Source organism: Streptomyces sp. NPDC048370 (assembly GCF_043200825.1).
Lineage (GTDB): Bacteria > Actinomycetota > Actinomycetes > Streptomycetales > Streptomycetaceae > Streptomyces.
The window spans coordinates 391,055-404,884 of record NZ_JBICYI010000002.1; the positions used below are offsets into that span (position 1 = coordinate 391,055).

Annotated in this window: 13 protein-coding genes; 5 read left to right on the forward strand and 8 right to left on the reverse strand. The window is 73.8% G+C overall.

From position 1 onward, the window contains the following. Nucleotide 1: 1 nt before the first annotated feature. From ACGFYP_RS05560 to ACGFYP_RS05570, 3 genes are all read right to left on the reverse strand, one after another. Nucleotides 2-436 (reverse strand): ATP-binding protein, encoded by a 435-nt coding sequence (locus tag ACGFYP_RS05560; protein ID WP_393486684.1) that lies wholly within the window; start codon nt 434-436, stop codon nt 2-4. Nucleotides 437-458: 22 nt separating this feature from the next. Continuing rightward, on the reverse strand, nt 459-818 hold the full coding sequence (locus ACGFYP_RS05565) for an STAS domain-containing protein (RefSeq protein WP_361963194.1): 360 nt from the start codon (nt 816-818) through the stop codon (nt 459-461). Between the two features lie 126 nt (nt 819-944). Then, nucleotides 945-1,181, reverse strand: a complete 237-nt coding sequence (locus tag ACGFYP_RS05570; RefSeq protein WP_393486686.1) for a DUF5133 domain-containing protein — start codon at nt 1,179-1,181, stop codon at nt 945-947. Between the two features lie 147 nt (nt 1,182-1,328). On the opposite strand from ACGFYP_RS05570, the gene ACGFYP_RS05575 reads away from it, so the two are divergent. Continuing rightward, nucleotides 1,329-2,366, forward strand: coding sequence for an NAD-dependent epimerase/dehydratase family protein (locus ACGFYP_RS05575; protein WP_393486689.1), 1,038 nt, complete (start codon nt 1,329-1,331; stop codon nt 2,364-2,366). A gap of 117 nt (nt 2,367-2,483) precedes the next feature. Here ACGFYP_RS05575 and ACGFYP_RS05580 read toward each other — a convergent pair whose 3' ends face one another. Then, nucleotides 2,484-3,413, reverse strand: a complete 930-nt coding sequence (locus ACGFYP_RS05580) for a glutathione S-transferase C-terminal domain-containing protein (RefSeq protein ID WP_393486691.1) — start codon at nt 3,411-3,413, stop codon at nt 2,484-2,486. A 517-nt stretch (nt 3,414-3,930) separates the two neighbouring features. Between ACGFYP_RS05580 and ACGFYP_RS05585 the strand changes: the two genes are divergently transcribed. From ACGFYP_RS05585 to ACGFYP_RS05600, 4 genes are all read left to right on the forward strand, one after another. Beyond that, nucleotides 3,931-4,389 carry an Rrf2 family transcriptional regulator gene (locus tag ACGFYP_RS05585; protein WP_361963201.1) on the forward strand — a complete coding sequence of 153 codons (459 nt, stop codon included), beginning with the start codon at nt 3,931-3,933 and terminating at the stop codon, nt 4,387-4,389. A 196-nt stretch (nt 4,390-4,585) separates the two neighbouring features. After that, nucleotides 4,586-5,908: an acyl-CoA dehydrogenase family protein gene (locus tag ACGFYP_RS05590; RefSeq protein ID WP_393486694.1), complete on the forward strand. Its 1,323-nt coding sequence runs from the start codon at nt 4,586-4,588 to the stop codon at nt 5,906-5,908. A 197-nt stretch (nt 5,909-6,105) separates the two neighbouring features. Beyond that, a complete protein-coding gene (locus ACGFYP_RS05595; protein WP_393486697.1) occupies nt 6,106-6,996 on the forward strand; it encodes a universal stress protein in 891 nt (296 codons plus the stop codon). 312 nt (nt 6,997-7,308) lie between these two features. Then, on the forward strand, nt 7,309-8,088 hold the full coding sequence (locus tag ACGFYP_RS05600; RefSeq protein ID WP_393486699.1) for a CAP domain-containing protein: 780 nt from the start codon (nt 7,309-7,311) through the stop codon (nt 8,086-8,088). A gap of 127 nt (nt 8,089-8,215) precedes the next feature. Here ACGFYP_RS05600 and ACGFYP_RS05605 read toward each other — a convergent pair whose 3' ends face one another. From ACGFYP_RS05605 to ACGFYP_RS05620, 4 genes are all read right to left on the reverse strand, one after another. Continuing rightward, nucleotides 8,216-9,805, reverse strand: a complete 1,590-nt coding sequence (locus ACGFYP_RS05605; protein WP_393486702.1) for a sigma-70 family RNA polymerase sigma factor — start codon at nt 9,803-9,805, stop codon at nt 8,216-8,218. A 297-nt stretch (nt 9,806-10,102) separates the two neighbouring features. Next, nucleotides 10,103-10,393 (reverse strand): hypothetical protein, encoded by a 291-nt coding sequence (locus ACGFYP_RS05610; RefSeq protein WP_315895719.1) that lies wholly within the window; start codon nt 10,391-10,393, stop codon nt 10,103-10,105. 97 nt (nt 10,394-10,490) lie between these two features. Then, the gene (locus ACGFYP_RS05615) at nt 10,491-12,713 is read right to left on the reverse strand and encodes an NADP-dependent isocitrate dehydrogenase (RefSeq protein WP_393486705.1); all 2,223 of its coding nucleotides are present in this window, start codon (nt 12,711-12,713) and stop codon (nt 10,491-10,493) included. A 45-nt stretch (nt 12,714-12,758) separates the two neighbouring features. Beyond that, nucleotides 12,759-13,802, reverse strand: coding sequence for a phosphatase PAP2 family protein (locus tag ACGFYP_RS05620; protein ID WP_393486708.1), 1,044 nt, complete (start codon nt 13,800-13,802; stop codon nt 12,759-12,761). Nucleotides 13,803-13,830: the final 28 nt, after the last annotated feature.

Genomic DNA, 13,830 nt, shown 5'->3' on the forward strand with positions numbered 1-13,830 from the left:
GTCAGAGTGGGTGCCCCGGTCGGGCGATCTCCAGCCATACGACCTTGCCGCGGCCGCGCGGTTCGGAGCCCCACGCGCCCGCCAGCCGGTCCAGGACCATCAGGCCGTGGCCGCCCGGCAGTGACGGCGCCCTGGGGCGGCGTCGCTTCGGGTGTTCGGGGCTGGCGTCGGACACCTCGACGCGCAGGTGGTCGTCGCGGTGGCGCAGGACCAGTTCCTCGGGGCCGTCGGCGTGGAGGCAGGCGTTGGTGACCACCTCGGAGACCAGGAGCAGCACGTCCTCGACCCGCTCCCGCCCCTCGGCGTCCTCGGCCGGGATCCAGCCCCAGTCCCCGAGGGCCTCCGCCGTGAAGTCACGGCAGCGCATGACCACGCCCTTGGTCCCGAAGAGCACCAGCCGACGGACCTGACCCTCTTCCGCGACGTTCCCGCCCACGACTCCCTCCGCCATCGCGCGCCTAACCGCCCGCCTGCGGGTCGGTGAGCGCCTCGGCCACGTTCTCGTACACACGGAAAACGGTCCGCGCGCCCGTGATCTCGAACATCCGGGAGACGGGCGGACGCAGTCCGGCCAGTTCGAGCCGGCCGCCGGACTCCATGGCCTGGAGCCGGGCGCGCAGCAGCACATTCAGCCCCGTCGAGTCGCAGAAGCTCAGCCGCTCGCAGTCGACCAGGATCCGTACCGCTCCGTTCCGCTCCTCCAGCGCGTGCCTCAATGTGTCCGCGGTGTCGTGGTCGAGCTCCCCCGTGAGGGAGAGCACCACGGCACCGGGCTGCGGGCCGGGATCGGCCGTGACGGCGAAGCGCTCCGGCGTCATCGGGTCACCTGCCTCCCTCCGTGCTCGTACAGGGGTCTACCCCACTCATGCCCCGGAACGCGCGATTTGCCCCATCGAGGTCCGGAGAGGTCCGCCCAAGAGCCCCGGGGGACCACGGCGGGCGGGTCAGGAGCCGGGGAGCCGTTCAAGGGGCTGGCGGGGAGTGGGGCCCGTGCCGCCGACGTACCGTTCGGCCGCGTGCACCGCCTCGCGCGCGGTCCGCTCCCCCATCAGCACACACAGCGTGTACGCGGTGTCCTCGAAGCGGCGGCGGATCGACAGGTCGCAGGGCCTCGCCAGGACCCCCCGTTCCTGGGTCCGGTAGTGCCGCAGCAGCCGGTCGATCGTGTTTCTGTCGGGCATCAACATCATGTCCTCCTGGCGCGACCCCCTCCCTCCGTCGCTCCATATTCGGGTCACCGTGTCACCCGCGCGACCCATGCGAACACGGTCCGTCACGGACCCGGGTCCGGCGTGCGGTCGGGCCCGGGATGGCGGAAGGTCGATTCCATGAAGGCGAGTGAGGGACTGAGGGTCGTCGTCACGGGCGCCACGGGCAATGTCGGGACGAGTCTGGTCCGGGCTCTGGAGGCGGAGCCGCGGATCGCCTCGGTTCTCGGTCTCGCCCGCCGCCGGCCCACCCTGTCCCTGGAGAAGACCGATTGGGCCGAGGTGGACCTGTCGCTGGAGGGCGACGAACCGCGACTCGCGCGGTACATCGAGGACGCCGATGCCGTGGTGCATCTGTCCTGGGCCTTCCAGCCGACCCACGACCCGGCCTCGACCTGGCGGTCCAACGTCCTCGGGGCGCTGCGCGTCTTCGACGCGGTGGCGGCGGCGCACGTACCGGCGCTGGTGTACGCCTCGTCCGTCGGCGCCTACTCCCCCGGGCCAGGGAACGGCGCGCCCGTCTCGGAGGCCTGGCCGACCCACGGCTGGCCGGGCGCCGCCTACACCCGCGAGAAGGCGTACCTGGAACGCGTCCTGGACACCTTCGAGCGCGACCACCCCCAGACCCGGGTGGTGCGGATGCGCCCCTGTTTCCTCTTCAAGGAGGAGTCGGCGAGCGAACAGCGGCGGATCTTCGCCGGCCGGTTCTTCCCGGGCTGGCTGATGCGTCCGGATCTGCTGCCGCTCCTCCCGGAGTTGGACGGGCTGCGCTTCCAGGTGATGCACACGGACGACGCGGCCGACGCCTACCGGCGTGCGCTCGTACGGGACGTCCGGGGCGCCTTCAACATCGCCGCCGACCCGGTGATCGACACGACCGCGCTCTCCGTGCTGCTGGACGCCCGGCCCGTCAAGGTGCCGAGCGGGGCGGCACGCGGTCTGCTCTCGGCGGCCTGGCGGCTCCGGGTCGCCGGAGCCTCCCCCGACCTCTTCGACGCGGTCCTGAAGCTGCCGTTGATGGCCACCGAGCGGGCACGCCAGGAGCTGGACTGGGAGCCGTCCCGGACCTCGATGGAGGCGTTGGACGCCTTCCTGCGGGGCGTACGGGCGGGCAGCGGCGACGCGACGGCCCCGCTGACGGGTCGCCGCGTGGGGTGACGGCCTCCCTAGCCCCCTTCGCCACCCTCGCCCGAAGCCCCGAAGCCCCGAGGCCCCGGAGCCCCGCAGTCCCGGAGCCCCGCAGTCCCGGGGTCAGTCAGTGAGTCCGTCGGTCCGTCAGTCCGTCGGGCGCTCGCGTCCGTACGCCGCCCAGTCCACGATGCCCATGACGGCGCCGGCCGCCTCCCGGCCGCCGCAGTGGGCGCGGTGGCGTGCCGCGATGCCGTCGAGGTCGAGGTGGTGGCCGAACGCCGGGTGCGCGGCGAGGCGTTGGGCGTAGGACCAGAGCGCCGGGTGGCCGGCGATCCGGTCCAGGGCGCCGGCGTCGAGGTGGCGGCGGTGGACGGTGTCGAGCTGGACGAGGGTCACCCATACGTGGACGTCGGCGGCGGTGAGGGCGTCGCCGAGGACGTACTCCTGGCGCCGCAGCCTGTGCTCGAGGTCGCCCAGGGTGGCGAACAGCTCGGCGAGCGGGTCCTCGTGAGCAGCCTCGTCGTCGAGGCCGAGCTCCCCCGCGCGCTGCGCGGCCCGGTTGACGCCGCGCTCGCAGAGTTCGCCGATCGCGTCGATCTCCGCCTCGCGCCCCTCGGGCAGCAGGTCGGGGCGGCCGGGGGCGCGGAACCGCAGGGCGAGGTCGCGCAGGATGTCGGGCACGTGGGTGGTGACGATCCGACCGGTCCAGCCGTCGCTGAGCACGGGCGCGGCGGCCGGACCCGCGTACTGGTGGGCGCTGGCCTCGTACAGCGGCCGCAGGGCCGCGTATCCGCCGCCCTGTGCGTCGGGGGTGGCGGGGAGGAGCGTCAGCGGGACGGTCTCCTGGAGCCCGAGGAGGCCGTGGGTGACGGCGATGCGCAGACAGCCGGGACAGGCGAGGGAGAGATGGAGCCGATAGCGGTGCGGCACGGCGTAGTGGCCGCTGCGGACGTCCCGGCCGATACGGCCCCGGAAGGCGGTCCCGGCGGGCGCGACCGACCCGCCGGCCCCTCCCGGTACGGCGGACGCGGCGGTCGGAGGGACGTACGGGCCGAGGTGCGGGGTGACGGACATGCTTCTCCCTGGGGGTGCTCGGTGCTGGGTCACGGGCGCGCGACGGCATCGGCGCGCGCCCGGAGGCAGCAGAGGTACGGGAAGGAGGAGAGCGGGAAGCCGTGGCGAGGGCGCGAGTGCGGGGCGGCCCGCGGGCTCAGCGGGCGGAGCCGCTCTCGGCGCGCCGACGGCGGTGACGACTCGCCGCGCTGCACACGCGCAGCAGGTCGATGTGACGGCGGGAGGTCAGGGGCAGCGAGCGCACCGGTCGGCCGGCACCGGCCGTGTCCTGTGCTCCCCTGCGCCTCATCGTTTCCTACCTGTTCACTCGGGTTCCTGCCCCCGAGTGTCGGCGCGGTCACGGCCCGCGTCAAGAGCGCGGACCGAGCCCGGGAGCTCGACGCACAGACCCCGGGAGCGGGCCCGGACCCGAGCTCGGACCGGAGCCCGGACCGGAGCCCGGACCGGAGCCGGGATACGCCCCCCGCGATGCCCGTGGGGTACGAATCCGGTCACGGAGGTGCGGAATAATGCGGGCATGCGAATCTCCGCCAGGGCCGACTACGCGGTGCGAGCCGCGCTCCAGCTGGCCGCCGCCCAGGACACGGGACCGGTCAAGGCCGAGGCGATCGCCGAAGGCCAGGACATCTCGCACAAGTTCCTGGAGGGGATCCTCGGCGACATGCGCCGGGGCGGTCTGGTGCAGAGCCAGCGGGGCGGTAACGGCGGGTACTGGCTGGCGAGGCCCGCGGACTCGATCTCCGTCGCGGACGTGATCCGCTGCGTGGACGGGCCCCTGGTGTCGGTGCGCGGGGTGCGGCCGCCGGAGCTCTCGTACACGGGCCCCGCCGAGTCGCTCCTGACGCTCTGGATCGCCCTGCGGGCGAACGTGCGCAATGTCCTCGACGGGGTCTCCCTCGCGGACGTGGCGGCGGCGAAGCTGCCGCCCGAGATCTCCGACCTCGCGGACTCCCCGGACGCCTGGACCAACCCCTGACCGCTCCGCACCCGACTCCGTACGACCTCCGACCCCCGACCCCCGAGCTCCGACCTCCGAGCTCCGTACGGCCTCCGAGCGTCTCGGTTCGCGGAATGCAACTGTCCATGATGTGAACGCCCCTTGGGGCCCCGGCCACCCCTCTGCAACTATCCCTACTATTCCAGTGGGAAAACTCGGGATTCTATGAGGTGACGTGAGAACGCCGAAGAAGTCAGCGCTGCGCCCCACCTCCCGGCCGGCCGTCCGCCGTGGTGACGACGAGATCTGGCCCCGTGTCACCCGCGAGCTCGCCGACGACCTCGCCTTCGACGCACCGGTCAGGGACCGGGCCGGCAAGCCCCCGTTCGACGAGGTGGCCCGGTTGCGGGAGGCCGGACTGCCGGGCCTCCTCACCCCTCCCGGAGCGAGCGGACGGGGCGCCGACTGGCGGGCCGCGTGCGCGGTGATACGGGAGATCTCCGCCGCCGACGGCTCGATCGGCGAACTCCTCGCCCACCACTACGTCCTGGCCTGGAGCGCCCGCTTCCTCGGCGGTGGCGAGCCGTCCGCGCCCGGAGCCTCCCCGCACGCCTTCTTCGAGGACGGTACGGCCCGGGAGGGGAGGCTGCTCGCCGGCGGCGTGCAGCCCTCGCGCACGGCCGGCGAACGCGAACACGCGCGGGAGGACGAGCGGGAGCTCTCCCTCACCCCTACGCGCGGCGGCCATGTCCTCGACGGACGTCGATCCTTCCCCTCCGGGGTGACCGTCGCCGACCGGCTCGTCGTCGGGGCGCGCTGTACGGAGACCGGGGACCTCCTGGTCGTGCTCGTGGATCCGGCGGACCCCGCCGTGTTCGTCGAGGCCGGGGCCGAGCGGGTCGGCCAGCGACTCGCGGGCGCCGGGACGGTGACGTTCGACCAGGTCCGGATCGACGCACGGCACATCCTCGGCTCGCTCCCCCGCGACGAGCACGCCGTCGCCCCCTTCACGACGCTCGCCCCGCTCGCGCTGCGGCTCCTGCTCGTCCACGTCGGGCTCGGCATCGCCGAGGGGGCGCTGGCCGAGGCCAGGGACGTCAGCCGCGCGACCCGGGCCGCCCCGCCGACCACGGACCACGGGGCCGGTGAGCACGACCACCCGTTCGGCCAGGACGACCCGTATCTCCTGCTGGCCTACGGGGAGTTGGCCACCGCCGCCCATGCCGCCGCGGCGGTGGTCGAGCGCGCAACGGACGCCCTCGCGCGCGGCCTGGGCCTCGAGCGGGCGCTCGGCGTCGAGGACCGCGCCGACATCGCCGTACTCGTCGCGGCGGCCGAGGCGGTGACGAGCCGGGCGGCGGTACGGATCACCACCCGGATCCTCGAACTCGTCGACACCACGGCGCCCGCCGACGCCCCGGGCGGCGGTTCCGGCTTCGACCGCTTCTGGCGCAACGCCCGTGCTCTGACCGCCCAGTCCTCCGCGACGCACCGGTTGCGGGACATCGGTGACCACTACCTCCACGGGACCAGACCCGGGCTCCGACTGCTCGCCTGAGGAAGCCCTCCGGCATGTCGGGACCTCCGGCCCTCTCCTCGGACGGCCGTCGGGCCCAAGCTGGAGGGGAGAGGGGCCCCAGGGTCTTTCGTTTGGATCAGGCCGGACGAGGCACGGTGCCAGGGCCCGGGAGCCCGGCATGATCCAAACGAAAGGCCCTCAGGCCGGGCCCGCCACGGAGTGAGGGAGGCAGCCTGATGAGTCGTGAGATCGTCGCCGGAGTGGACGGTTCGCCCGAGAGTCTCGCCGCGGCCGGCTGGGCCGCTCGCGAGGCGGTGCGCCGCGGTCTCGCCCTGCGGCTTGTGCACGCCTGGCGGTGGGAGCCGCTCGACATCCCACTCGAACAGGACCGTACGCACCAGGAGCGGTGGGCCGACGAGGTGCTGCGGGCGGCCGAGTCGACGATCACCGGGGGGCATCCCGGCCTCGCCGTCACCGCGGAGGTCCTGCCCGACACGCCCGTGGCGGCGCTGCTGAGCACCGAGGAGCGGGCCGAGATGCTGGTGATCGGCTCGCGCGGGCACGGGCCGGTGGTGGGCTTCCTGCTCGGTTCCCACGGACAGCAGATCATCGCGGCCGCCACCCGGCCGGTCGTGGCGGTCCGGTCGCGGGACGACGCGGAGGCCGAGGGTGACGGCGAGGGTGACGGCCAGGGCGGCGAGATCGTCGTCGGGCAGATGGGTGGCGCGGAGGACAGTGCCCCCGCGCTCGGCTTCGCGTTCGCCGCCGCGGCGGCGCGCGGGGCGACCCTCCGGGCGGTACGGGCGTGGAACCTGCCGTCCCTGTACGCCTACAGCCCCGGATCGATGGCGCTGGCCGACGAGGCCGGCGGGCTCGTCCCGTACGAGAAGAAGGCGCTGCGCGAGGCTCTGGCGCCGTGGCGGGAGCGGTTCCCGGATGTACGGGTGACGGAGCAGGTGGAGCTCGGGAGCGCGGGGCAGGTGCTGCTGTCCTCGTCGGGCGCCGCGCGGCTCCTGGTGGTGGGGCGCCGGGCCCGGCGCGGGGCACTCGGGTCCCGGATCGGCTCGGTGGCGCACGCCGCCCTCCATCTGGCGCCGTGCCCGGTGGCGGTCGTGCCGCACGAGTGATGCGCTGGCTCCACGGGGCGGCGTGTTGACGGACCGCGTTGACGAGGTGTGTCGGCGGGATCGGCGCCGGAAAGTGTTACCACCGCCGCCCCGGCGGCTCTCCCTGCGCCGGACCGTCCGGCGGCCCCGGAGAAGAGAGCGGAGCCCATGCAGCACCACGACGAGCCAAGCCCCGACGAGCACCGGACGAGCGGCGGCGGCCGCCACCGCAGAGGCGGGGGTGCCGCACGCCCAGCCCGCAGGGGTGACGCACGTCCAGCCCGCAGGGGTGACGCACGTCCTGCCCGCCGGGCGCCGTCCTTCCGGACGGCCGTGACGGTCGCGGGCACGGCGACGGTCGTCCTCACGGTGGCCGTCGGGGCGTACGTGGCGTCCCTGGGGACACCGTCCGGGACGGGCACCCGTTCGGAGGCCCTCACCCTCACGAACGTGTCGCCCCTCACCGAGAGGTCCGCCCCGCCGGCCGAGTCCCCGGCCGCGCCCGCCTCCACCCCGTCCCCGGCCACTCCTCCGAAGGCCGGACCGTCCGTCGGGCCCGCACCTGCCGACGCGCCGTCCGCGGCCCGGTCCGGGCACCCGGCGGCCCCGAAGCCGTCCGTCCCGGTCTCCGCGCCGGAATCCGCCCCCGCCTCCGCGCCGCACGCGGAGGCTCCGGCGCCGCAGAAGGCGGTGGCCCCGGCGGAGAAACCCTCCGGCGGCGGGAAGGTCGCGCGTTACATCGACGAGGTCGTCGCTCTCGCCAACGCCGAGCGGGGGAAGGCCGGTTGTGCGCCGCTGCGCTCCGACGGCAAGCTGCGCGGGTCCGCCCAGGCGCACGCGGACGACATGGCGGACCGCGCCTACTACGACCACAACACGCCCGAGGGCAAGGACGCGGGCGACCGGATCACGGCGGCCGGGTACGCGTGGTCGAGCTGGGGGGAGAACATCCACCGCGGCCCGAAGACCCCGGCGCAGGCGATGGAGGACTGGATGAACAGCGACGGGCACCGCCGCCACATCCTCAACTGCTCGTTCAAGGACATCGGCGTCGGGGTGACGCTGACGGCCAACGGGCCGTGGTGGGTACAGAACTTCGGCACCCGACGCTGATCCGGCAGCCGGGGTACGGCGGGGCCGGTCGGGCGGGCCGGGTGGGTCGATCCGGCAGCCCGGGTACGGCAGCCCGGATCCGGCGCCGGGCGGGCCGATCCGGCAGGGCCGGTCCGGCGCGGTCGGTTCAGGGTGCGGGAGCGGCCAGCTTCTGCACCCAGACCGTGCCGTCGGGCCCGGGCACTGCGGCGACTCCGGTGTCGCGGTAGCCGCAGTCCAGCATGTTGCGCTCGTGCATCGCGCCGTCCATCCAGCCGTCGAAGACGGCGGCCGGGTCGGCCGTCCCGCGTGCCAGGTTCTCGGCCCACGCCGACCAGTCGTATCCGGCGGCCGACATCCGCGCATCGGCGAACCGGCCCTCGGGGCTGTTGTGCGCGTAGTAGCCGCGCCGCACCATGTCCCGCGCGTAGGCACGGGCAGCGCCGGTGAGTCGGGGGTCGGTCCGCAGGGGCGCGCAACCCTCCTCCGCCCGCCGCTGGTTGACCAGCCGGGTCAGCCGCTCCTCCGCGGTGGCCGTACGCGTCGGCGTGGGCTTGGGCGTCGGGGACGGTGACCGGGTCGGCGTGGGGGTGGGGGTGGGGGCCGTACGGCTGGGCGAGGGCACGGTCGTCCGCGCCGGGGGCGCCGCCACGGGCGCGACGGGCGCGGGCTCGCGCGCCTCCGGCTCCGACGGTACGAGCAGGATGAGCCCGCCGAGTACGCCGACGGCCACCGCCCCCGCGACCCAGGCCCGCCCGACGGCCCCTCCGCCCGCACCGCCCGTACCGACCCCGAGGTCGGCGGCCCCGGAACCCGCTCCGGGGTCGACCGGGACGGGATCCGTCAGCGGCTCCGGGGCCGCTCCCTCGTGCGGGACGACGTCCGTGGTGCCGGCGTCCGTGGTGCCTGCGTCCGTGGTGCCTGCGTCCGCCGCCCAGGCGGCCGTCTGGGTCTCCGGGCGCGTCGCGGCCCACAGCAGGAGCGGGGGGACCAGGCCGAGGCCCACGAGGAGCGCCTCGGCCGGGGCGAGGTCGGTGCGGGGCGGGAGGCAGTGGGGGCAGGGCCCCACGTGGCGGGTGAGGCGCTTGCGCCAGAGGGGGGAGGGGTGGCCGTCCCAGTCGGCGGTCAGCCGGGCCAGCTCCTCGCAGCGCGGCCGGGCGCCCAGCGCGCGGACGACCGTCCGGCCGGTCTCCAGGCGCTCCTTCATCCGCTGGACGCGGACCGCCGCGTGCGCCGGGGTGATGGCGAGCGCCTCGGCCAGCTCGGCGCGGTCGAGTTCGCCGCCGGACTCCAGCCACCACAGGGCGAGTACCTCGCGGTCGCTCTCGTCGAGCCAGCGGGTGGCCTCGGCGACCTCGCGCCGCTGGCCGGAGAGGCCGAGCCTGAGGATGGTCAGGTCGACGAAGTCGCCGTCGGGGTCGGCCAGCTCGGCCGCCCGGTCGAGGCCGGGGACGGGGCCGTTCTGCCGTTCGCGCCAGCGCCTGCGTATCTGGTTCATCGCGATGGCGACGAGCCAGGACCGGAAGCGCGCGGGGTCGCGCAGCCCGGGCAGGCCGTCGAGGGCGCGGACCATCGTCTCCTGGACGACGTCGTCGACGTCCGCGTGCCCGTCGAGGGCGCGGCCGACGATGTTGTAGACCAGCGGAAGGTAGGCGCGGACGAGCCGCTCGCCGGCGTGCGGGTCCCCCGAAGCGGCCGCGGCCACCAGTGCGGCGCTGCCGCGCTCGTCGCTGTGCATGTGCCCTGCTCCCTCGTCTGGGTCTGACCGTCCCGTCGTGAGGAGACCCGTGGGAGCGGGTGGGATAACACTTTCATGGCCGAAGTCGCCCTGTCTCCGGCCGCTGTCGTCACGATTCCGGACGATTCCGGCCGCGCGTCGCCGCATGACCGGCCGGCGTCGCTTCGCCACGTCTCCGGCTGGGCGTCGCACGGGTCCCGTCGAGCGTCGCACGGGTCCCGTCGGGCGTCGCACAGGTCCCGTCGGGCGTCGCCACGTCTCCGCCCGGGCGTCGCCCGCCCCCGGTCGGTGTCGCCGTTACGCGGGTGGGTGGGGCAGGTACGGCACGGTCGCCGCCTGTCCTGCCCGTACGGCCTCGACGGCGGCCTCGTGGAGTTCGCGGCTCTCCGCCTCGGAGGAGCACGGCACCGGACTGCCCGCCATGGTGAACCAGTCGGAGGCGCCGGTGTACTGCACGGCTACGCGTGCTTCGCCATCTGCCCAGGTGGTGTGCACGGTCATGTCGCCCGTGACCGTACCGACCTCGTCGGTGAGCACCCCACCCCGCCCGGTGTAGACGCCGGGGGTCGTCCATGATGCCCAGCTCATCCATCCAGGTTCACACCCGGATGCCACATCCGCCACCGACGGGACCGCCCCGGCCGGAGGAAATTCCGGCCGGGGCGGTCCAGCTGTCGCGCCGGGATCAGGCGAGGGACGCGATGGCCTCGTTGAAGGTGGCGGACGGACGCATCACGGCCGCGGCCTTGGCCGCGTCGGGCTGGTAGTAGCCACCGATCTCGACCGGGGAGCCCTGGACCGCGTTGAGCTCGGAGACGATGGTCTCCTCCTGCTCGGTCAGGGTCTTGGCCAGGCCGGCGAAGGCCTCGGCGAGCTGGGCGTCGTCGGTCTGCTTGGCCAGCTCCTGGGCCCAGTACATGGCCAGGTAGAAGTGGCTGCCGCGGTTGTCGATACCACCGACGCGACGGGTCGGCGACTTGTCCTCGTTGAGGAAGGTGCCGGTGGCGCGGTCGAGGGTGTCGGCGAGGACCTGGGCGCGGGCGTTGCCGGTGGTGGTGGCCAGGTGCTCGAAGCTGGCGGCCAGGGCGAAGAACTCGCCGAGGGAGTCCCAGCGGAGGTAGTTCTCCTTGACGAGCTGCTGGACGTGCTTCGGGGCGGAGCCACCGGCGCCCGTCTCGAAGAGGCCGCCGCCCGCCATCAGCGGGACGACCGACAGCATCTTGGCGCTGGTGCCCAGCTCCAGGATCGGGAAGAGGTCGGTCAGGTAGTCACGGAGGACGTTGCCGGTGACGGAGATGGTGTCCTCGCCGCGGCGGATGCGCTCCAGGGAGAACGTGGTCGCCTCGACCGGGGCGAGGATCTTGATCTCCAGGCCCTCGGTGTCGTGCTCCGGCAGGTACGCCTTGACCTTGGCGATCAGCTGGGCGTCGTGGGCGCGGGTCTCGTCCAGCCAGAAGACGGCCGGGGCGCCGGTGGCGCGGGCGCGGGTGACGGCGAGCTTGACCCAGTCCTGGATCGGGAGGTCCTTGGTCTGGCAGGCGCGGAAGATGTCGCCCTCGGCGACCTCCTGCTCCAGGACGACGTCGCCCGCGGCGTCGACGAGGCGGACGGTGCCGGCCGCGGCGATCTCGAAGGTCTTGTCGTGGGAGCCGTACTCCTCGGCCTTCTGCGCCATGAGGCCGACGTTCGGGACCGAGCCCATGGTCGACGGGTCGAAGGCGCCGTGGGCGCGGCAGTCGTCGATGACGGCCTGGTAGACACCGGCGTAGCTGCTGTCCGGGAGGACGGCGAGGGTGTCGGCCTCCTGGCCGTCCGGGCCCCACATGTGGCCGGAGGTGCGGATCATGGCCGGCATCGAGGCGTCGACGATGACGTCGGACGGCACGTGCAGGTTGGTGATGCCCTTGTCGGAGTCGACCATGGCGAGGGCCGGGCCCTCGGCGATCTCGGCCTCGAAGGAGGCCTTGATCTCCTCACCGAAGTGCGGCAGCGTCTCCAGGCCCTTGAGGATGGTGCCGAGGCCGTCGTTGGGGGACAGACCGGCGGCGACCAGGACCTCGCCGTACTTCGCGAAGGTCTTCGGGAAGAAGACGCGCACGACGTGGCCGAAGACGATCGGGTCGGAGACCTTCATCATCGTGGCCTTGAGGTGCACGGAGAAGAGCACGTCCTCGGCCTTGGCCCGGGCGATCTGCTCGCCGAGGAAGGTGCGCAGGGCGGCGACGTGCATGACGGAGGCGTCGACGACCTCACCGGCGAGGACGGGGACCGACTCGCGCAGGACGGTGGTGGTGCCGTCGGCGGCGACGTGCTCGATGCGCAGCGTGCCGGCCTCGGCGATCACGGTGGACTTCTCGGTGGAGCGGAAGTCGTTCTCGCCCATGGTGGCGACGTTGGTCTTCGAATCGGCCGACCAGGCGCCCATGCGGTGCGGGTGCGTCTTGGCGTAGTTCTTGACCGAGGCGGGGGCGCGGCGGTCGGAGTTGCCCTCGCGCAGGACCGGGTTGACGGCGCTGCCCTTGACCTTGTCGTAGCGGGCGCGGACGTCCTTGTCCTCGTCGGTCTGCGGGTCGTCCGGGTAGTCCGGGAGGGCGTAGCCCTGCGCCTGGAGCTCGGCGATCGCGGCCTTCAGCTGCGGGATGGACGCCGAGATGTTCGGCAGCTTGATGATGTTCGCCTCGGGCGTCTTGGCGAGCGCGCCGAGCTCGGCGAGGGCGTCCTCGATGCGCTGGCCCTCTTCGAGACGCTCGGGGAAGCCGGCGATGATGCGCCCGGCCAGGGAGATGTCACGGGTCTCGACATTGACTCCGGCCGTCGAGGCGTAGGCCTGGATCACGGGCAGGAACGAGTACGTCGCCAGGGCGGGCGCCTCGTCAGTGTGGGTGTAGATGATGGTCGAGTCAGTCACCGGGTGTGCTCCGCTCCACGTCTGCGTCTGCGAGATTGCTCGACATCAAGATATCTCGTGATCGGTCTCGGTGGGAAAGGGCCCTGCCTGCTCGGTCGCGAGGGTGCCCGTGAGCCGGTACGGAGCGGGGCAGGCGTCCAGGTCGACGCGGCGGAGCAGGCCGAGGAGCAGGAGCGCGGCGGCCGCGCCCGCCCCGGCGGCGAGGGCGTGTCCCGCCTGGTAGGCGAGGCGCGGGACGGCGGGGTCCGCCGGGTCGAGGACGAACATGGAGTCGACGAGGAGGACGGTGCCGAGGCCGAGGCCGCCGACGGCGGCGAGGGTCAGGGGCACCACGACGAAGAGGGCGCGCAGCGGGAAGCGGCGGGTGCGGGCGGGGGCGACCTTGCCCCGGCGGGCGAGGAGCGCGAGGAAGCCGCAGGCGACGGCGAGGACGAGGAGGTCGGCGCCGATCGCGTCGCTCGGCCGGTGCCAGCCCGCGGCCACGGTGTACGCGCCCACGGCGGTCGCCCACAGGGCGCACAGGCCCACGGCGATGCCGCGCGTCCGGTACGGGACGACGAGGACGAGCCCGAACATCACGCCGGTCGCGATCGTGGTGTGCCCGCTCGGGAAGCTGTTCTGCGTCAGGTGCGGGGGCGCGTCGACCAGGTCGGGCCGGACCAGGAGGATGCGTTTGAGCACCTCGGCGAGGACCAGGGAGACGGTGACGGTGCCGAGCGCGGCGACCGTGAGCGCGTACCGCCTGCGGATCGTTCCGATGGCGGTCAGGACGAGCAGGGCGACGGCGAGGGAGGAGAGCGTGATGTGCTGGAGGGTGCGGTTCGCCTCGTGGGCGGCGGCCAGCGTCTCGTCGGTCAGTCGGCCGGTGAGGACGGCGTTCTCCCAGCGCTGGCCGGTCGCGGTCAGTACGAGCCCGGCGTAGACGACCGCCATGAGCAGGACCGAGCCGAGGCAGGCGCGCCGCATCCGCTTGCGGACGCGGGCGCTGAAGGAGTCGGCCGCTTCACCGGCGACGGCGGCGTACCACCAGGTGCCGGTCTCCAGGGGCTGCGCCCTGCCGTCGGTGCGGAGCCTGTCGTAGGGAGCCATGCTCCGATTCGAACCCGACGGGGTCCGG